General features: G+C 63.8%; 13 protein-coding genes and 1 pseudogene. 9 read left to right on the top strand and 5 right to left on the bottom strand.

Annotated elements, in window-relative coordinates; all coding sequences use genetic code 11:
- Nucleotides 1–42 precede the first annotated feature (42 nt).
- From smc to EJ066_RS16640, 3 genes are all read right to left on the bottom strand, one after another.
- Nucleotides 43–3,501 carry a chromosome segregation protein SMC gene (smc, locus tag EJ066_RS16650; RefSeq protein WP_126039766.1) on the bottom strand — a complete coding sequence of 1,153 codons (3,459 nt, stop codon included), beginning with the start codon at nt 3,499–3,501 and terminating at the stop codon, nt 43–45.
- Nucleotides 3,502–3,618: 117 nt separating this feature from the next.
- Complete coding sequence (locus tag EJ066_RS16645) at nt 3,619–4,371, bottom strand: DsbA family protein (protein ID WP_126039764.1); 753 nt, start codon at nt 4,369–4,371, stop codon at nt 3,619–3,621.
- Nucleotides 4,372–4,504: 133 nt separating this feature from the next.
- Nucleotides 4,505–5,002 carry a DUF721 domain-containing protein gene (locus EJ066_RS16640; protein ID WP_126039762.1) on the bottom strand — a complete coding sequence of 166 codons (498 nt, stop codon included), beginning with the start codon at nt 5,000–5,002 and terminating at the stop codon, nt 4,505–4,507.
- Nucleotides 5,003–5,057: 55 nt separating this feature from the next.
- Here EJ066_RS16640 and mutY point away from each other — a divergent pair.
- Together mutY and EJ066_RS16630 are read left to right on the top strand one after the other, a co-directional pair.
- Nucleotides 5,058–6,264, top strand: a pseudogene (mutY, locus tag EJ066_RS16635) (A/G-specific adenine glycosylase).
- A 37-nt stretch (nt 6,265–6,301) separates the two neighbouring features.
- On the top strand, nt 6,302–6,913 hold the full coding sequence (locus tag EJ066_RS16630; RefSeq protein WP_126039760.1) for an HAD family phosphatase: 612 nt from the start codon (nt 6,302–6,304) through the stop codon (nt 6,911–6,913).
- Nucleotides 6,914–6,980: 67 nt separating this feature from the next.
- Here the strand turns inward: EJ066_RS16630 and EJ066_RS16625 are convergent, their stop codons facing one another.
- Complete coding sequence (locus EJ066_RS16625) at nt 6,981–8,114, bottom strand: site-specific DNA-methyltransferase (RefSeq protein ID WP_126039758.1); 1,134 nt, start codon at nt 8,112–8,114, stop codon at nt 6,981–6,983.
- 170 nt (nt 8,115–8,284) lie between these two features.
- Between EJ066_RS16625 and EJ066_RS16620 the strand changes: the two genes are divergently transcribed.
- A complete protein-coding gene (locus EJ066_RS16620; RefSeq protein WP_126039756.1) occupies nt 8,285–8,974 on the top strand; it encodes an HAD family phosphatase in 690 nt (229 codons plus the stop codon).
- 41 nt (nt 8,975–9,015) lie between these two features.
- Here the strand turns inward: EJ066_RS16620 and EJ066_RS16615 are convergent, their stop codons facing one another.
- On the bottom strand, nt 9,016–9,696 hold the full coding sequence (locus EJ066_RS16615; RefSeq protein ID WP_126039754.1) for a hypothetical protein: 681 nt from the start codon (nt 9,694–9,696) through the stop codon (nt 9,016–9,018).
- Between the two features lie 128 nt (nt 9,697–9,824).
- Here EJ066_RS16615 and thrC point away from each other — a divergent pair, with 128 nt between their 5' ends.
- The 6 genes from thrC (at nt 9,825) to EJ066_RS16585 (ending at nt 17,723) form a co-directional block, all read left to right on the top strand.
- Nucleotides 9,825–11,222 (top strand): threonine synthase, encoded by a 1,398-nt coding sequence (thrC, locus tag EJ066_RS16610; RefSeq protein WP_126039752.1) that lies wholly within the window; start codon nt 9,825–9,827, stop codon nt 11,220–11,222.
- 14 nt (nt 11,223–11,236) lie between these two features.
- On the top strand, nt 11,237–12,529 hold the full coding sequence (locus EJ066_RS16605; protein ID WP_126039750.1) for a pitrilysin family protein: 1,293 nt from the start codon (nt 11,237–11,239) through the stop codon (nt 12,527–12,529).
- Between the two features lie 15 nt (nt 12,530–12,544).
- Nucleotides 12,545–13,141, top strand: a complete 597-nt coding sequence (locus tag EJ066_RS16600) for a GNAT family protein (RefSeq protein WP_126039748.1) — start codon at nt 12,545–12,547, stop codon at nt 13,139–13,141.
- A 3-nt stretch (nt 13,142–13,144) separates the two neighbouring features.
- Nucleotides 13,145–16,033, top strand: coding sequence for an EAL domain-containing protein (locus EJ066_RS16595; RefSeq protein WP_126039746.1), 2,889 nt, complete (start codon nt 13,145–13,147; stop codon nt 16,031–16,033).
- 259 nt (nt 16,034–16,292) lie between these two features.
- Nucleotides 16,293–16,607 carry an antibiotic biosynthesis monooxygenase gene (locus tag EJ066_RS16590; RefSeq protein WP_189644285.1) on the top strand — a complete coding sequence of 105 codons (315 nt, stop codon included), beginning with the start codon at nt 16,293–16,295 and terminating at the stop codon, nt 16,605–16,607.
- 114 nt (nt 16,608–16,721) lie between these two features.
- A complete protein-coding gene (locus tag EJ066_RS16585; RefSeq protein WP_210211026.1) occupies nt 16,722–17,723 on the top strand; it encodes an MFS transporter in 1,002 nt (333 codons plus the stop codon).
- The last annotated feature ends 66 nt before the right edge of the window (nt 17,724–17,789 follow it).

Below are 17,789 nucleotides of genomic sequence, written 5' to 3'. Positions count from 1 at the left end.
AAGCCCCAATAGGCGCTACCGACAAGCTATGCGGTCAACGTGTCAGCTCGCCTCGCGCATGGCCTCGGCCGCCTGCAGGTCGACCGAGACGAGTTGGCTGACACCCTGTTCGGCCATGGTCACCCCGAACAGCCGGTTCATGCGGGCCATGGTGATCGGGTTGTGCGTGATGATGACGAAGCGCGTCTCGGTGGTGGCGGCCATTTCGTCCATCAGATTGCAGAAACGCTCGACATTGTGGTCGTCGAGCGGTGCGTCGACCTCGTCGAGCACACAGATCGGTGCGGGATTGGTCAGGAACACGGCGAAGATCAGCGACATCGCCGTCAAGGCCTGCTCGCCGCCGGAAAGCAGCGTCATGGTCTGCGGCTTCTTGCCGGGCGGCCGCGCAAGGATTTCGAGACCGGCCTCGAGCGGGTCGTCGGACTCGATCAGTTGCAGTTCCGCAGTGCCGCCACCGAACAGATGCGAAAACAGCCGCTGGAAATGGCCATTGACCACGTCGAAGGCAGCCAGCAGCCGTTCGCGGCCTTCGCGATTCAGGCTCTGGATCGCCTGCCGCAGCTTGCGGATGGCCTCGATGATGTCCTCGCGTTCGGAAACAATGGCCTCCAGCCGGTCCGACAGTTCCTTCTGTTCTTCCTCTGCGCGCAGATTGACGGCGCCCAGCCGTTCGCGCTCGATCTTCAGCCGGTCGAGCTGACGCTCGATCTCGGCCATCTCTGGCATCGGGCTGTCGGCCTCCAGGCCGGTATGGCGGATAACCAGATGCGGCGGCGTATTCAACGTCTCCTGGATGCGCGCCTCGACCTCCAGCCGCCGCTCATCGGCAGCGGTCAGCCGTTCTTCGGCGCGGACGCGGGATTCGCGCGCTTCGGCCAGAGACTGGATCGCTGATGTCGCGGCCTTGTCCAGTTCGGACTGCCGGTTCTCCGCCTCCTGCAGCCGATCGCCGGCTGCCTGGCGCAGGCTTTCGGCCTCGGCAAGCTGCGACAGCAAGGCGCGCCGCTTGGCGTCGATCTCGTCGGGTGCGTCGGCCAGTCTTTCGCGCTCGGTCTCGGCTTCCGCCTTGCGTTCGCCGAGCGCCGCGATCTGCGTCGAGGCGTTTTCGGCGCGCTCCAGCCAGTTGCGGCGTTCCGCGCCGATGGCGTCGAGGCGGCGTATACGCGCCTCGGCTTCCCGCCTCAAACCTTCATGGACGGCGCGTGCATCGGCAAGGGTGGCGCGGTCGCGAGCGACATTGGCGGCCGATTGTTCGAGCTGCAACTGCAGATCGCCGAGATCGGGAGCGCTTTGCAGGAGCATCTCCGCCTCGACGAAAGCCGCCGCCGTCTCTTCATGGCTATCGACGATGCGCGCGCGCGCCTCGTCAAGTGCTGCGCGTCGGCTCGACAGCTCGCCGCCGGCCTTCTCGGCCTCGGCCAATGCGTTGCGGGCGGCGTCCAGCCCATGCTGGGCATCACGGCCGGCCTGACGGGCGTTGCGCTCGGCCTCGCTCGCCTGGGCAAGCGCCTGCTCGGCATGGGCGAGAGCCTCTTCGGCATGGCGCAGGACGCGGGTCGCATGGACCGCCTCGGCGTCGAGCTCGGCCAGCCGGTTCTTCTGCGCCAGCCGCTGCGCGGCCGCGGTCGGCGCGTCGGCGCTGGCGGTGAACCCGTCCCAACGCCAGAGCGCCCCTTCACGGCTGACCAGCCGCTGCCCGGGAGCAAGCAGCGCCTGCAGCCGCTTGCCGTCGCCTGCCTCGACGATGCCGATCTGCACCAATCGGCGGGCCAGTTGCGCCGGCGCGCGGACCACACTGGCAAGGCTCTTGATGCCTTCGGGCAGTGCGGCGTCGCCGGGCTGGATCTCGCTCTGGCCCCAATGCACCGGCGCGCTGCGGTCGAGCGGCACGTCGAGATCCTCTCCAAGGGCCGCGCCCAGCGCCGTCTCGTAGCCGCGCTCGACGCTGATCTGCTCCAGGACGGAGGGGAAAAGGTCGCCGCTCGCGGCATTCAGGATCTTGGCCAGCGTACGGGCCTCGGTTTCGATCCGCGCCAGTTCGGCCTTTGCATCCTGAACCGGCGGGCGGGCATCGCTTTCCGCCGCACGTGCCTCGACGACGGCCTGTTCGGCGGCAATAGCCGCGGCTTCGGTCTCCTCCAGCAGCGCCAGGGCCTGTTCGACCAGAAGCCGCTTCTCGGCGGGATCGGGCAGGCCGGCAACCCTAGAGGCGATGTCGGACAATTCGCGGTCGACATCGGCGAGTTGGCGGGCGAAGCGGTCGCGGCGCTCAGTGGTGTCGCGCAGCGTTCGTTCGATCTGATTGCGGGAGGCGGCTGCCTCCGCCCGTTCGGCCGTCAGCCCGGCGAGTTTGGCTTCGCTCGCGGCAAGCATCGACGCCGCCTGCTCGAACGCGGCGCGGGTGTTGGCCTCGCGCTCGGCGGCACCGGCGTTTTCGGTATTAAGCGCGGCTTCTTCGGTGACAAGGCGTTCGAGGATATCCGCATTGTCGCGGACCATCCGCTCCTCACGGGCGATGTCGCCGTCGAGCTGCTGTAGCCGGCGGCCGAGTTCATCCTGACGGGCGCGGATGCGGCCCGCTTCCTCTTCGATCTGCGTCTTGGCGATCGACAGGCGCTGGAAGGCGGCAGCGGCGGCGGCTTCCGCATCGCGCAGGTCCGGCAATCGGTGGGCGCCGATCCCTTGCTCCTTGGCGGCGGCCATCTGGGCGGCGGCGCGCTCGCCGACGAGTGCCGTGGCAATCGCCAGCGCCGAGCGCGCCTCGCCTTCCTGCGTCTTGGCCAGCGTCCAGCGCAGATGCAGCAGCGTCGCTTCGGCCTTGCGGATATCGGCCGACAGGTTCTTGAACCGCGATGCCTGGCGGGCCTGGCGCTTCAGGCTTTCGATCTGGCTTTCCAGTTCGCCGACGACATCGTCCAGCCGTTCCAGATTCTGTTCGGCCGCCTTCAGCCGCAGCTCGGCCTCGTGGCGGCGTGTGTGCAGGCCCGAAATTCCGGCCGCCTCTTCCAGCAGGGCGCGGCGCGCCTGCGGCTTTGCCTGGATCAGCTCGCCGATGCGGCCTTGTCCGACCATCGAGGGCGAGCGCGCGCCGGTCGACTGGTCGGCAAAAAGCAGCTGCACGTCCTTGGCGCGGGCTTCCTTGCCGTTGATACGGTAGAGCGAACCCGCCTCGCGCTCGATGCGGCGAGAAACCTGCAACTCGTCCGCGTCGTTGAAGGCGGAGGGCGCGGTACGGTCGCTGTTATCGAGAAAAAGGGTGACTTCAGCGGTGTTGCGGGCCGGACGTGTTCCCGAACCGGAAAAGATCACGTCGTCCATGCCGGACGCGCGCATGTTCTTGTACGAGCTTTCGCCCATCACCCAGCGCAGCGCCTCGACAAGGTTCGACTTGCCGCAGCCGTTCGGCCCGACGATGCCGGTCAGGCCGCGTTCGATGACGAACTCGCCGGGTTCGACGAAGGATTTGAAACCGAGCAGGCGAAGGCGCGAGAACTTCATTCGCGCTGCCCCGTAAACGGGTTCCGCAAAAGTGTTCCGCGGTTTTGCAACAACAACCCGCGGCACAACAAAAAGCCGCGTGCGCCGAAGCGCAGCCGCTTCGGCGCTGCCGAAACGTCAAAGCAGAGGGTCGATGATGGCCGACATTTCTGCAATCGACAGCGCCCCCTTGTAGGTCTTTCCGTTGATAAAGAAGGTCGGCGTCGAGTCGACCTTGAATTCATCGGCGCCGCGCTTCTGGACCGATCTCACATCGTCCAGAAGTTTCTGGTCCGTCAAGCAGGCCTCGAAGGACTCCTGTGTAAAACCGGCCATCTTGGAGATTTGCAGCAGGGCGTCCTTGACATTGCCACCACCTGCCCAGTTCGCCTGCTGCTTGAACAGAACGTCCACCATCGGGAAATAATTATCCTTGGAGCAGCGCGCCAGCATGAAACCGGCCTCGGCGCTGGGGTCGAACGGAAATTCGCGCAGGATAAGGCGAGCCTTGCCGGTGTCGATATATTTCGTCTTCAGCTCCGGGAGTGTGGTTTCGTGGAAATGCGCGCAATGCGGACAGGTCATCGAGGCATATTCAACGATGGTGACCTTCGCGTCGTCCTTGCCCAGTTGCGCGTCGGGCAGTGCGCCGGGCTTCAGCAATGCCGCCATGTCCACCGTGCCCTGAACTTCTGGCGCCTTGGCGGCGGCCGGAGTAGCCGGAATGGCCGGCTTCGCGGGATCGGCGGGAACCGCAGGCTCGACGTCCTGCGCCACGGGTTTTTCGCCCGAGTCGCTGCATGCGGCGAGCAGAACCACCGCCGGAATGGCAGCCAGCGAAGACAGGAGGTTTCTGCGGGACAAGCTTTTGCCAAACGGGGGACGGAGCATACGAATCACCTGACAATGGTTGGATTTTGCAATGCAAAGGCTAGAAAAGGCGAGAGTTGGCGCGAATTAAGGCATCGCCGTCCCCATTCCAATCGCCAAATCTTGTGGACGCGATCACGAAAGCGCGAGTTTGTCACTTCTTTTGGCCAAGAATTGTGGCGCCTAGCCGCTCCAGCGAAGCGCGCAGCCCGTCATCCTCGATCAGTCCGACAGTGCCCGACAGTTTCGCCTTCTCGGCCGCGGTCAGCGGCCGGAAGCTTGGTTTAGGCCGCCCCTTGTCCGCTGTCACCGGCTTTTGCACGATTCTGATCCGGCCGATAGCGTTGAAGCCGAGAAAGGCGTTGACCCTGTTGATGATCTCACCGGTCTCGTGCTGCAGATGGAGCGCGGCCATGCCCTCGCAGGCGATGACCAGCACCGCCGGCTCGAACGGATCGTCTTCATGCATGCGGCGCGGCCACTGGATCTTTTCCGGGCGCGAGCAGCCGGCGAGCCGCGGCCCGGCAATCTCCTCCCATGACTGGACGAGCCCGATCGACATGCCGGCCCGCTTGCGCAACACCGGATCGAGGATCTCGGTTGCGAGATCGCTCACCGGAACGGGATTGCCGAAGGGCCTTTTCCCTGCCATGTGCGTTCTCCACTCACGACCTTCACCAAGTATCGGCTAGGCCAGTCCTCGATCAATGGCACTGCACGACCAGACCCGCAAGACCGCATCCGCAGATACCAGCAAAGCTGGATCCGGAGACAGCGGCAGAGCCGCGTCTGGAGACAGCGGCAGAGCCGCGTCTGGAGACAGCAGCAAAGCTGCGTCTGGAGATCGCGGCGACATCGCGTCCCGCCTGCTTGCCTGGTACGACGCGCACCACCGCGACTTGCCATGGCGCATTGCGCCGCGAGCGCTGGCACGCGGCATGCGGCCCGATCCCTACCGCGTCTGGCTTTCGGAAGTCATGCTGCAGCAGACTACGGTCGAAGCGGTAAAATCCTATTTCCAGGCCTTTGTCCAAAAATGGCCTGACATCAATGCGCTGGCAGCGGCACAGGCCGAGGATGTCATGAAGGCCTGGGCCGGGCTCGGCTATTATTCCCGCGCGCGCAATCTCAAGGCCTGCGCCGATCTCGTCGCACGGCAAGGCGGCAGGTTTCCCGATACGCAAGCGGGTTTGAGAGCACTGCCCGGCATCGGCGCCTACACTGCGGCGGCGATAGCGGCGATCGCCTTCGACGAGCCCGCCGCGGTCGTCGACGGCAACGTCGAACGGGTCGTTTCCCGGCTGTTTTCGATCGCCACGCCGCTGAGCGAAGCCAAGGGCGACATCCGCGCCTATGTCGAGCGCATGGTTCCAGGGACCAGACCGGGCGATTTCGCCCAGGCGATGATGGATCTGGGTGCGACGATCTGCACGCCGCGCCGGCCGCGCTGCATGCTGTGCCCGCTGCGCGAGGATTGCAGCGCAACCGTTTCCGGCGATCCCGAGCACTTCCCGGTCCGCTTGCCGAAGGGCGAGAAACCGCTGCGGCGCGGGGCTGCCTTCGTTGCGTTGAGGGCTGACGGCGCCATCCTTTTACGCAAGCGCGCGGACAAAGGCCTGCTCGGCGGCATGACCGAGGTGCCGACGACCGGCTGGACCGCGCGGGTCGACGGCGCCACCACCGACGCGGCGGCACCCTTCCCCGGCGACTGGCGGCTTGCCGGGCGGATTGGCCATGTCTTCACCCATTTCGCGCTTGAGCTCGACGTCTTCAAGACGGTGACCGATGGCGCCGCGCCCGTGGGGCATTTCTGGTCGCTGGCCCATGAAATTCCGGGGAAGCGCTGCCACTGTCATGAAAAAGGTAATCGAAGCGGCGATACCGGGCGCAACGAAGAAGCGGCGTCCACATTGAATTGCCCCACATTGAGTTGCATTGAACGAGGACAAGAATGACCGAAATCCGCCACATCGTTTTCGACATCGGCAGAGTGCTGATCCACTACGATCCGAACTTGCCCTTCAGCCGATTGATCCCCGACGCGGAAGAGCGGAAATGGTTCTTCGACAATGTCTGCACGCATGAGTGGAACATCGAGCAGGATCGAGGCCGGACCTGGGAAGAGGCCGAGGCGCTGGCAATCGCGGAGCATCCCCATCACGCGGAGAACATCCGCAGCTTCCGCCGCCACTGGCACGAGATGGTGCCTCACGCCTATAACGACAGCGTCGCCATCATGATCGGTCTGATCGAGAGCGGCCACGACGTCACCATGCTGACCAATTTCGCCACCGACACGCTTGCCGAAGCCCGGCAGCGTTTCGACTTTCTCAACCGTCCGCGTGGAGTGACCATTTCGGGCGAGATCGGCATGATCAAGCCGGATCGCGGCATTTACGACCATCACGTCGCCGCATTCGGCCTCGAGCCCGCGGCCACATTGTTCATCGACGACAGCCAGAAGAATGTCGACGGCGCCAAGGCGGCCGGCTGGCAGTCGGTGCTGTTCACCGATGCAAAGACGCTTCGAGCGGACCTTGATCGCCTGGGGATCAGAGCGTGATTTGAGTCACTTCGACAAGCTGATTGATAATCCGCTTCAACACGGCAGATACGGTAAGATCCGTTCGTCAGGCCCCTGCCCGCTCCATGCCCAGACGGGCGATGCGGCGAAGCTCGTCGATCGGGGTCAGGCCGCCGCTGCGCTCATAGTGCCAGAAGGTCCAGCCGTTGCAGGCGTCCAGCCCCTGCACTTGCGCGCCGATCTTGTGGATCGACCCCGCACTGTCGCCGATCGCCACCGTGCCGTCGGCGCGTACCTTGGCGGCCCAGCGCTTCCTGGCGTCATAGAGCGTGGCGCCCGGCCGCATCAGCCCGGTGTCGATCAGGCTGACGAAGGCGACACGCGGCTCGGCGCGCTTGCCGGTAAGCACGGTTAGATCAGCGCCGTCCAGCGGCCGCACTGCATCGATGCGCTCGTTGGCGGCGTCGATATAGGCCTGCTCACGCTCGATGCCAACGAAATGCCGGCCGAGGCGCTTGGCCACCGCACCGGTGGTGCCGGAGCCGAAGAAGGGATCGAGCACGATATCGCCGGGCTTGGTCGAGGCCATCATGATGCGGGCGAGCAGCGCTTCGGGCTTCTGCGTCGGATGCAGCTTGTCACCATTTTCGTTCTTCAGGCGTTCGCCTCCAGTGCAGATCGGGAACAGCCAGTCGGAACGCATCTGGATGTCGTCGTTCGACGCCTTCATGGCTTCGTAGTTGAAGGTGTAGCCCTTGCCTTTCTGGTCGCGCGAGGCCCAGATCATCGTCTCATGGGCATTCTGGAAGCGGCGGCCGCGGAAATTCGGCATTGGGTTGGTCTTGCGCCACACAACGTCGTTGAGGATCCAGAACCCTAGATCCTGCATCTTGGCGCCGACCCTGAAAATGTTGTGGTAGGAGCCGATGACCCAGATGGTGCCATTGGGTTTCAGCACGCGGCGCGCCGCCAGCAGCCAGGCGCGGGTGAAGGCGTCGTAGACCTCAAAGCTCGCGAACTGGTCCCAATCGTCGTCGACGGCATCGACCTTGGACTGGTCGGGCCGGTGCAGATCGCCGTCGAGCTGCAGATTGTAGGGCGGATCGGCGAAGATCACGTCGACGGATCTTTCGGGCAGCCGGTCGAGCGCGGCGACACAGTCGCCCTTCAGGATCGTATCCAGCCACTCGGATTGCTGGGGAGCATGGGAAAGCTCGTCGAGAAGACGCACGGCAGACATTGTGACACCCAAAGCACGCGTTACTGTTTACTCCCTGTTATGGTTACCGATCAGCGTAAATATTCGGTGAAGGCCTGGGGTTCGGACCCGGGTAATTTGCGAAGGCCGGCCTGTTGGTGTATGCCGCGCCGCCTGAGCATCTCAGCCTCCCTCCCGCTTTCCGGATCGCCATGCCCCAGCCAGACCTTGTCATCTTCGATTGCGACGGCGTGCTCGTCGATTCCGAAATCATCGCCGCGCGCATCGAAGCCGAGCTTTTGACGTTGGCCGGTTACGAGATATCGGCCGAGGAGATTTCCGAAACCTATGCCGGGCTGACCTTCAAGGACATCATGATGCGGGTCGAGGAGAAGTCCCGCATCCCGTTCCAGGCCTCGCTGATCGACCGTGCCGAAGACCTGGTCGACCGCAGGCTGCGCAGCGACGTGCGCGCCGTAGATGGGGTGCGCGAGGCGGTCGCCGCGGTGACGGCACCGCGCTGCGTCTGCTCGAATTCGCGCACCGAGCGGATCGAGTTCATGCTGGAGAAGGTGCATCTGCTGCCATTCTTCGCCGGCCATATTTTTTCGGCGTTGGAAACACCGAGCGGAAAATCGAAGCCGGCGCCCGACGTGTTCCTCTTTGCCGCGGAAAAGCTCAAGGCCGACCCGGCGAACACTTTCGTCATCGAAGATTCAGTGCATGGCGTGACCGGTGCCAGGACAGCCGGCATGCGTGTGATCGGCTTCACGGGAGGGGCGCACAGCTATCCCGGGCATGCCGACGCGCTGACCGAGGCCGGCGCCGAAACGGTCATCCGCCGCTGGGCGGAATTGAAAAGCGTGATCGCGGCTCTGTCGGAATGGTCGGCGGATGCGTGAGGCGGGGCGTCCAACCCGACGCGCGCCTCCAATGCTGCCGCTTATTGCGCGGCGGCAACCTTCTTCCTGTCGGTCGACTTCTTCGGCGGGCCTTCGTCATAGCCGGCGAACGCCTGATAGTCCTGCGCGGTGGGTTCGGGAACGACAACGTTCGAATCGGTGAAGACGAACTGGGTGGCACTCGAGGGATTGGTAACCTGGACCTGATATTGGTGAAGCTGCGAGTAAAGGACCTCGGTGCCATGCATCACGGCGACGCGGATCGGCATGGTGATGGTGCCCGGGCTGAACATCGGTCCCGGAACGACCTTGCCGGCGACGGCGATCTTCATCGTCAGCGAGCCATCGGCACGGTTGCAGTCGCGGGTCACATCGGTGATCGATGCCTGGTAAATGATCTTCGCGGAATCGTCCTGCTCGTCGCTGCTCGCATCAAGCGCAGCAGCTTCGGCGTCCTGAGCCGCAGCTTTTTTCTTGGGCTTCTGGCTGCCCTTGGCGTAGGTGTTGAAGAATGCCGTGCCGTCGCGCAGCGTCACTTTCGGACAATAGGCCAGCAATTGGCTGGCGAGAACCTTGGGATCGCGCGGTGGCGGCGGCGTCGTGTCTTTCTTTCCAAAGCCGAGGATGCCATTGCCGCCTGATTGGCAGCCGGCGGCGGCAAGCATAAAGCCGGTGAGCGCCAGACCCGCGATAAAACGACCATTGAATGAATGAAACGCCATGAACTGCACTTCCCTCTCGCAAAGCGGGTGACGTATATCAACCGCGCGGCAAAAATGCGACTGAGCAAGCGCGGAAATTAACCACTTTGCCGAAGACGAAACCGCCCGGCAGCAATGGACATGTGACGATGCAATATGTGAGTACCCGCGGGGAAGCGCCCGTGCTTGGATTTTCCGACGCGGTGCTGGCGGGACTGGCGCGCGATGGCGGGCTTTATGTGCCTGATAGCTGGCCGCAGTTTTCCGCGGCCGATATCCGCGCCATGCGCGGCCTTGCCTATCCCGACCTCGCCATCCGCGTACTGTCGCCGTTTCTAGGCGGCGAGATCGCGGTACCGGTCTTCGAACGCCTGGTGCGCGAAGCCTATGCGACCTTTCGTCACGAAGCCGTCTGCCCGTTGGTGCAGACCGGGTCGAACATTTTCGTTCTGGAGCTCTTCCACGGTCCGACGCTTGCCTTCAAGGACGTGGCCATGCAGCTTCTCGCCCGGCTGATGGACCATGTGCTTGCCGAACGCGACCAGCGCGCCACCATCGTCGGCGCCACGTCCGGCGACACAGGCGGGGCCGCCATCGATGCCTTCGCCGGGCGCGACCGCACCGACATCTTCGTTCTTTTCCCGCACGGCCGGGTCTCGCCGGTGCAGCAGCGGCAGATGACGACATCCACCGCCGCAAACGTCCATGCACTGGCGGTCGAAGGCAATTTCGACGATTGCCAGGGCCTGGTGAAGGACATGTTCAACGATCACGGTTTTCGCGACCGGGTGTCGCTGTCCGGCGTCAATTCGATCAACTGGGCCCGCATCATGGCCCAGATCGTCTATTATTTCTCGTCGGCGCTGTCGCTCGGCGCGCCAGACCGGCCGGTTTCCTTCACAGTGCCGACCGGCAATTTCGGCGACATCTTCGCCGGCTACGCCGCCAAGAAGATGGGCCTGCCAATCGAGCGGCTGATCATCGCGACCAATGACAACGACATTCTGGCGCGCACGCTGTCGAGCGGCGAGTACCGCACGAAGGACGTCTTTTCGACCACGTCGCCATCGATGGACATCCAGGTTTCTTCCAATTTCGAGCGCTTGCTGTTCGAGGCGGCCGGCCGCAATGCTTCGACCGTGCGGCGCTACATGAGCGGCCTCAAGCAGTCCGGCGCCTTCACCATCGAAGCGGACGAGATCGACAGGATCCGCTCCGAATTCGATGCCGGCCGTTCGACCATGGACGAAGTGGCCGCCACGATCCGCTCGACGCTCGCAGCCAGCGACTATCTGCTCGACCCGCACACGGCCGCGGCCATGCATGTTGCGGTTGCGAAGGCCGCCAAAGCCGTACCCATGGTGGTGCTGGGCACTGCCCATCCGGCAAAGTTCCCGGCAGCCGTCGAAGCCGCCAGCGGCGTGTCGCCAGCCCTGCCCGCATGGCTAGGCGAGTTGATGACATCAGAGGAAAAATACACGGTACTTCCATCCGACCTGAAAATGGTGGAAGATTATGTTAGCCGCCACACGCGGGCGGCAAATTAGGGAGTATTTGCTATATGGGTGTTGAGGTAAGCCGTCTGTCGAACGGCCTGACAGTCGCCACCGAAACCCTTCCAAGCCTCGAATCCGTCGCTCTTGGCGCCTGGGTCAAATCAGGAGCCCGCAACGAGCGTAACGAAGAGCACGGAATGGCCCACCTGCTTGAACATATGGCGTTCAAGGGAACCAGAAGGCGCAGCGCCTTCGAGATCGCCTCGGAAATCGAGGATGTCGGCGGCGAGATCAATGCCGCCACCAGTGTCGAGACCACCTCTTACTATGCCAGGGTGCTGAGCGACGACGTGCCCCTGGCCGTCGATATCCTCTCCGACATCCTGCAGGAATCCGAATTCGACCCGCAGGAGCTGGAGCGCGAGCAGCATGTGATCCTGCAGGAGATCGGCGCCGCTCACGATACGCCCGACGACGTCGTCTTCGACCGCTTCACCGAGACTGCCTTCCGCCACCAGACGATCGGCCGCTCCATCCTCGGCACGCCGGAGACCGTCAAATCCTTCACCTCGAAACAATTGCACAAATTCATCGAACGGCAATATGGCGCCGAGCGCATGGTGGTCGTCGCCGCCGGCGACATCAAGCACGACAATTTCGTGCGCGAGGTCGAGAAGCAGCTCGGCGGTTTCCGCAGCAAGTCCGACAACACGATGCCGCAATATGCGCAATATGTCGGCGGCGATTTCCGCGAGGACCGCGACCTGATGGACGCGCAGATCGTGCTGGGGTTCGAGGGCCGCGCCTATCATGTACGCGACTTCTACGCCTCGCAGGTCCTGTCGATGATCCTTGGCGGCGGCATGTCGTCACGTCTCTTCCAGGAGGTCCGCGAAAGGCGTGGGCTTTGCTATTCGGTCTATGCCTTCCACTGGGGGTTTTCCGACACCGGTATATTCGGCATCCATGCCGCGACCGGACAGAGCGATATCGCCGAATTGGTGCCGGTGGTCATCGACGAGCTGCAGAAGGCCGGCGAGAGCATACTGCAGGAGGAACTCGACCGGGCACGCGCCCAGTACCGCGCGGGCCTGATCATGTCCGCTGAAAGCCCGGCCAGCCGCGCCTCGCAGATCGCCAGGCAAATGCTTCTGTTCGGCCGGCCGATCGCCAAGGAAGAGCTGATGGAACGGCTGGCGGCGCTGACGGTGGAGCGGCTGACAGACCTGTCGTCGCGGCTGTTTTCGACCAAGCCGACGCTGACTGCCGTCGGACCGGTGGGTACGCTCGCTCCCTACGAGGCGATCCTCGACTCGCTTTCGGGCACGCAGACCACGGCCCGAAAGCTCGCCGTCTAAGTCCATCAAAGCGTCATGTTCGCGCTCCCTTTCTTTCGCCGCGACCTGCCGGCACTGAAGGGCGATCAGGTCACGCTGCGCGTGCCGCTGACCAACGACTATCGCGAATGGTCGGCGCTGCGTGGGGAAAGCCGCGCCTTCCTGGAGCCGTGGGAGCCGCGGTGGAACCCCGACGAGCTCGACCGCACGGCCTGGCGGCATCGCCTCAGCCGCTATCGCGAAGATTACGCGCAGGGAACGGCCATAGCCTTCTTCATCTTCGAGAAAAGCAACGGCAAGCTTGTCGGCGGAATCACCCTTGGCAACATCCGCCACGGCGTCGCGCAAAGCGGCCATATCGGCTACTGGGTCGGCGAGCGCTACAGTGGCCGCGGCCTGATGACCGACGCGGTCAAGGTGGTGGTGCGCTTCGCCTTCGATACGCTGAGGTTGCACCGGATCGAAGCTGCCTGTATCCCCGACAACGCCCGGTCGATCCGCGTGCTTGAAAAAGCCGGATTCCGGCGCGAAGGACTTCTGCGATCCTATCTCAGGATCAACGGCATCTGGCAGGACCATTACCTTTACGCCCGGATCGAGGACGATCCGCCGGGCGCGGGAACGAAGGACTGATTTTTGACGAATTTCCTGCGAATCGGGTCGCTGTTCGCCTTTGTCCTGACGGCAATCGTCACGCTCTGCGCGGCATCCTCGGCCTTCGCCGTCGAACCGATCAAAATCGCCCGCGACGACGTGGCGCTCGACCTTTCGGGCGCCGTCGAAATCTACCGGAACCAGGGCGAGAACTTCCAGGTATCGACCGCGCCGGGACCGGACGGCATCGTGCGGCGCATCGAGGTCGAGGCCAATGATGCGCGCTCGACCGGCGATTGGGCGGTGTTCGCGCTTGCCAACACCACCGACCAGCAGCTCGACAGGCTGATCGTCGCGCCGCATTTCCGGCTGGTGAATTCCGGCATCTTCTGGCCGGATCTCGGCTCGACCCGCATTGCCGCGATCACGCCCAGCGAGGGCTTCGCGCTCGACCGCCAGACCAGCCCCGACGCCGATGTGTTCCGGGTGACGCTGAATCCCGGAACGGTGGTCACCTTCATTGCCGAACTTGCCTCGCCCAAACTGCCGCAGGTCTATCTATGGGATCCGGAATCCTACAAGGATTCGGTCAATTCCTACACGCTGTTTCGCGGCATCGTCATCGGCATCGCCGGCCTGCTGGCGCTGTTCTTGACCATCCTTTTCGTCGTCAAGGGGACCTCGATGTTCCCGGCAACCGCAGCACTCGCCTGGGCGGTGCTCGCCTATATCTGCATCGATTTCGGCTTTCTCAACAAGGTCATCGAAATATCGCCCGGCAACGAGCAGATGTGGCGAGCCGGAACGGAGGTGGCGCTTGCGGCGACATTCGTGGTGTTCCTGTTCGCCTATCTCAACCTCAACCGATGGCATGGCCATTTCAGCTACGGCGCGCTGGTCTGGATCCTGGGGCTGGTGCTGATCGCGGGCGTTGCAATCGTCGATCCGGCGGTCGCTGCAGGCATCGCCAGGCTGTCCTTCGCCGCCACCGTGCTGACCGGCCTCGGCCTGATCGTCTTCCTCGGCATACGCGGCTACGACCGTGCCATCATGCTGGTGCCCAGTTGGGTGATGGTGCTGTTGTGGCTATGCGGGTCGTGGATGGCGGTCACCGGCATGCTCGACAACGACATCGCCCAGCCGGCGCTGGGCGGCGGGCTGATCCTCATCATCCTGCTGATCGGCTTTACCGTCATGCAGCACGCCTTTGCCGGCGGCGCGCTGCATCAGGGCCTGTTCTCCGATCTCGAACGGCAGGCACTGGCCGTCGCCGGATCGGGCGACACGGTGTGGGACTGGGACGTGATGCGCGACCGCGTCGTCACCAAGCCAGATGTCAGCATCCAGCTTGGCCTTGCGCCCGACAGTCTGGGCGGGGCTGCCCGCAACTGGTTGCCGGTGCTGCATGCCGACGACCGCGACACGTTCCGTACCACGCTCGACGTAGTGCTCGAACACCGGCGCGGCCGGGTGTCGCAGAACTTCCGCCTGCGCGGTGCCGATGGGCACTATCACTGGTTTTCGCTGCGCGCCCGACCAGTGATCGGATCGGACGGCGAGGTCATCCGCTGCGTCGGCACCATGGTCGACGTGACGGAGCAGAAGAAGTCCGAGGAGAGGCTGCTGCACGATGCCGTGCACGACAATCTGACCGGCCTGCCGAACCGGGAATTGCTGATGAACAGGCTGGAGGCGATCATCTCGATCGCGCGCACGGAAGAGAAGGTACGTCCGACCGTCTTCGTCATCGACATCGACCGGTTCAAGCAGGTCAATGACGGGCTTGGCATCTCGGCCGGCGATACCATCCTGCTCACCATTGCGCGCCGGCTGCACCGGCTGCTCAAGCCGAAGGATTCGCTGTCGCGCTTTGCTGGCGACCAGTTCGCGCTGATGCTGCTTTCCGAACAGGATCCGGCCCGCATCGCGGCCGTCGCCGACGCCATAAAGCATGCGATCAACAACCCGATCACCTTCGCCAAGCGCGAGATCGTGCTGACCGCGTCGATCGGGCTGGTTACCTGGACCTCGGCGCAGAGTTCGGCCGAGGACATGGTCAAGGATGCCGAGCTTGCCATGCACCAGGCCAAGCGTTTCGGCGGCGACAGGATCGAGCCGTTCCGCCCCGCCTTCCGCACTGTCGGGACCGACCGGCTGCAGTTCGAGTCCGACCTGCGCCGCGCCATCGAACGGCGCGAATTCACACTCGCCTACCAGCCCATCGTTCGGTTGGAAGACGGCAGTGTTGCCGGCTTCGAGGCGCTTTTGCGGTGGGACCATCCGCGCCGCGGCATGATCCCGCCGGGCGATTTCATCCCGGTCGCCGAGAGTTGCGGCCTCATCGTGCAGCTTGGCCTGTTCGCCATGCAACAGGCCGCCGAAGATCTGGCGGGATGGCAAAAGCAGATCGGCGACGCGCCACTGTCGGTTTCGGTCAACTTGTCCAGCCGCCAGCTCATCCGCCGTGACCTGGTCAGCGACGTCCGCTCGGTGATCGCGCGGGCCAATCTGAAACCACGCTGCTTCCGGCTCGAACTCACCGAATCGCTGGTGATGGACAATCCCGAGCAGACGGCCCACGTGCTGACAAAGCTGAAGAAACTTGGTATCGGCCTGTCGCTGGACGATTTCGGCACCGGCTACTCATCGCTGGCCTATCTGACGCGCTTCCCCTTCGACACGATCAAGATCGACAAAAGCTTCGTCGACGACGCGACACCGAAGCGCGCGGTGCTGCTCAGATCCATGGTAAACATGGCGCATGAACTCGGCCTTTCGGTCGTGGCCGAGGGCATTTCGGACGAAAGCAACGCGCTCGAACTGCGCCAGATGGGCTGCGAGTATGTGCAGAGCTTCATGTTCGGCGCACCGATGCCCGGCGATCAGGTTCTGAAGACGCTGAAGGAACAGTATCCGCTGACTCAGGCTTGATTTTGCAGGTCGTGTCCCAAGAACCGTTCGGCAGTTTTGGATGACATTCACTGGTGCTGAAGCCTGACGCTTGGTACCCGCTTGGAATGGCAGAGAACGCACCTTCCACGGCAATCCGTGGCGCCTGCTTGCGCTACGATTGCCGTCAGCGATTTTCTTCCCCGAGATGTCACAAATGCCTCCTCTCGAACGTCACATGGGGCATGGGCACCGAGCCCGCCAACAGCGGCCGCAGGCCGCGCTGTTCGAGGAGAAGATCATGAGCAAAAGCGCAACTTTCGTCAGGCACAAGGCAAAACCCGGCATGCGCGACGAGGTCAGGCGCGTGTGGGAAAAATACGCACGGCCCTATGTCGCCGGCAGTAACGGCGCGCTCAGCTACTACTACTGCTACGATGACAATGATCCCGATACGGTCGTCGTGTTTCAGCTTGCCGCTGATCAGACTAGCGGTCAGGAATTCGTGAAGCAGCCCTGGTTCGCCGACTACCAGCGGGAAACGGCCGATCTGCTCGCGGGACCGTCCGAGGTCCGCACGGCGACGCCGCAGTGGGTGAAAGGCGGCGCCGCTTAGCCGATCGACAAGGATCGGCGGGTGGATCGCCACCCGCCGGTTCCTCGACGAAGAAGCGAACGTTCTTCAACTCCCGACGAATTCCAACTGCAGCATCGCTGCTGGAGGTCTCCCATGAGTACGATAGAAAATGGAACGAGCGAGGCTCGCCCGGGGTGGGCTGCGCTCCTCAGCGGCAAGAACGCCGTCCACTCCATCATCCTGGCGGGCGGCGTCACGCTGCACGCGCTCAACATCTACATCGTGACCACGATACTGCCGTCCGTCGTCGCAGACATCGGCGGGCTCGAATACTACGCCTGGAGCACGACACTGTTCGTGGTTGCCTCGATCCTCGGCGCCGCACTGTCGTCGCGCCTGCTTGAACGTGCGGGTCCGGGACGCGCCTACGCATCCGCCACCGCCTTGTTCGTAACGGGCGCCCTGATCTGCGCGGCTGCCCCGGCCTTTCCCGTGCTTCTTGCCGGACGCTTCGTGCAAGGTCTTGGCGGCGGGCTTCTCTATGCCCTGGCTTACGCTGTCATCCGCCTCGTCTATCCCGAGGCGCTGTGGTCGCGCGCCATCGGCCTGATCTCGGCAATGTGGGGCGTATCGACATTGATTGGTCCCGCCGTTGGCGGCGTGTTTGCGGAACTGAGCATCTGGCGGGCGGCATTCTGGTCCCTGGTTCCGCTCTCGGTGATCTTCGGAGCGATCGCGATCACGGTTCTTCCGAGGGGACGTCGCGACGAGGCCGAGTCCTCGCCGCTGCCACTCCCCCAACTCGTCCTCCTGACTGCCTCAGTGGTCGCGGTCTCCGCCGGGAGCGTCAGCGTCAATCCCTTGTGGAACGCTGTGGGATTGGTGCTTGCCGGGCTGCTGGCGGCGCTCCTTGTGCGGGCGGAACTAGGCGCGCGTCCGCCTGTTGCCGAAGGGAGCGCTCGATATCGGCGGACGACTTGTTGCGCTCTACGCGACGATCGCCCTCCTGGTGACGGGGATGCAGGTCGATATCTTCGTGCCGTATCTCCTCCAGGTACTTCACAATCAGTCGCCTTTGATCGCCGGCTACCTCGCCGCGCTGATGGCCATGGGCTGGACGCTCGGCTCCATGCTAAGCGCGGGTCGGTCCGGTGAGGCGGGGATTCGCGCAATCCGTACCGGCCCCGTGTTTGTCCTAGCCGGTCTCGCGGTTCTGCTTTT

It is taken from the genome of Mesorhizobium sp. M9A.F.Ca.ET.002.03.1.2 (genome assembly GCF_003952365.1).
In the GTDB taxonomy this organism is placed as follows: domain Bacteria; phylum Pseudomonadota; class Alphaproteobacteria; order Rhizobiales; family Rhizobiaceae; genus Mesorhizobium.
This window is presented reverse-complemented; position numbering and strand designations above follow the sequence as displayed.

Coding starts and splice junctions, on each gene's coding strand:
- EJ066_RS16585 (WP_210211026.1), top strand. CDS start 16,722: ATGAGTACGATAGAAAATGGAACGAGCGAGGCTCGCCCGGGGTGGGCT.
- EJ066_RS16590 (WP_189644285.1), top strand. CDS start 16,293: ATGAGCAAAAGCGCAACTTTCGTCAGGCACAAGGCAAAACCCGGCATG.
- EJ066_RS16640 (WP_126039762.1), bottom strand. CDS start 5,002: ATGGCAGGGAAAAGGCCCTTCGGCAATCCCGTTCCGGTGAGCGATCTC.
- smc (WP_126039766.1), bottom strand. CDS start 3,501: ATGAAGTTCTCGCGCCTTCGCCTGCTCGGTTTCAAATCCTTCGTCGAA.
- EJ066_RS16620 (WP_126039756.1), top strand. CDS start 8,285: ATGCCCCAGCCAGACCTTGTCATCTTCGATTGCGACGGCGTGCTCGTC.
- EJ066_RS16630 (WP_126039760.1), top strand. CDS start 6,302: ATGACCGAAATCCGCCACATCGTTTTCGACATCGGCAGAGTGCTGATC.
- thrC (WP_126039752.1), top strand. CDS start 9,825: ATGCAATATGTGAGTACCCGCGGGGAAGCGCCCGTGCTTGGATTTTCC.
- EJ066_RS16605 (WP_126039750.1), top strand. CDS start 11,237: ATGGGTGTTGAGGTAAGCCGTCTGTCGAACGGCCTGACAGTCGCCACC.
- EJ066_RS16645 (WP_126039764.1), bottom strand. CDS start 4,371: ATGCTCCGTCCCCCGTTTGGCAAAAGCTTGTCCCGCAGAAACCTCCTG.
- EJ066_RS16615 (WP_126039754.1), bottom strand. CDS start 9,696: ATGGCGTTTCATTCATTCAATGGTCGTTTTATCGCGGGTCTGGCGCTC.
- EJ066_RS16625 (WP_126039758.1), bottom strand. CDS start 8,114: ATGTCTGCCGTGCGTCTTCTCGACGAGCTTTCCCATGCTCCCCAGCAA.
- EJ066_RS16600 (WP_126039748.1), top strand. CDS start 12,545: ATGTTCGCGCTCCCTTTCTTTCGCCGCGACCTGCCGGCACTGAAGGGC.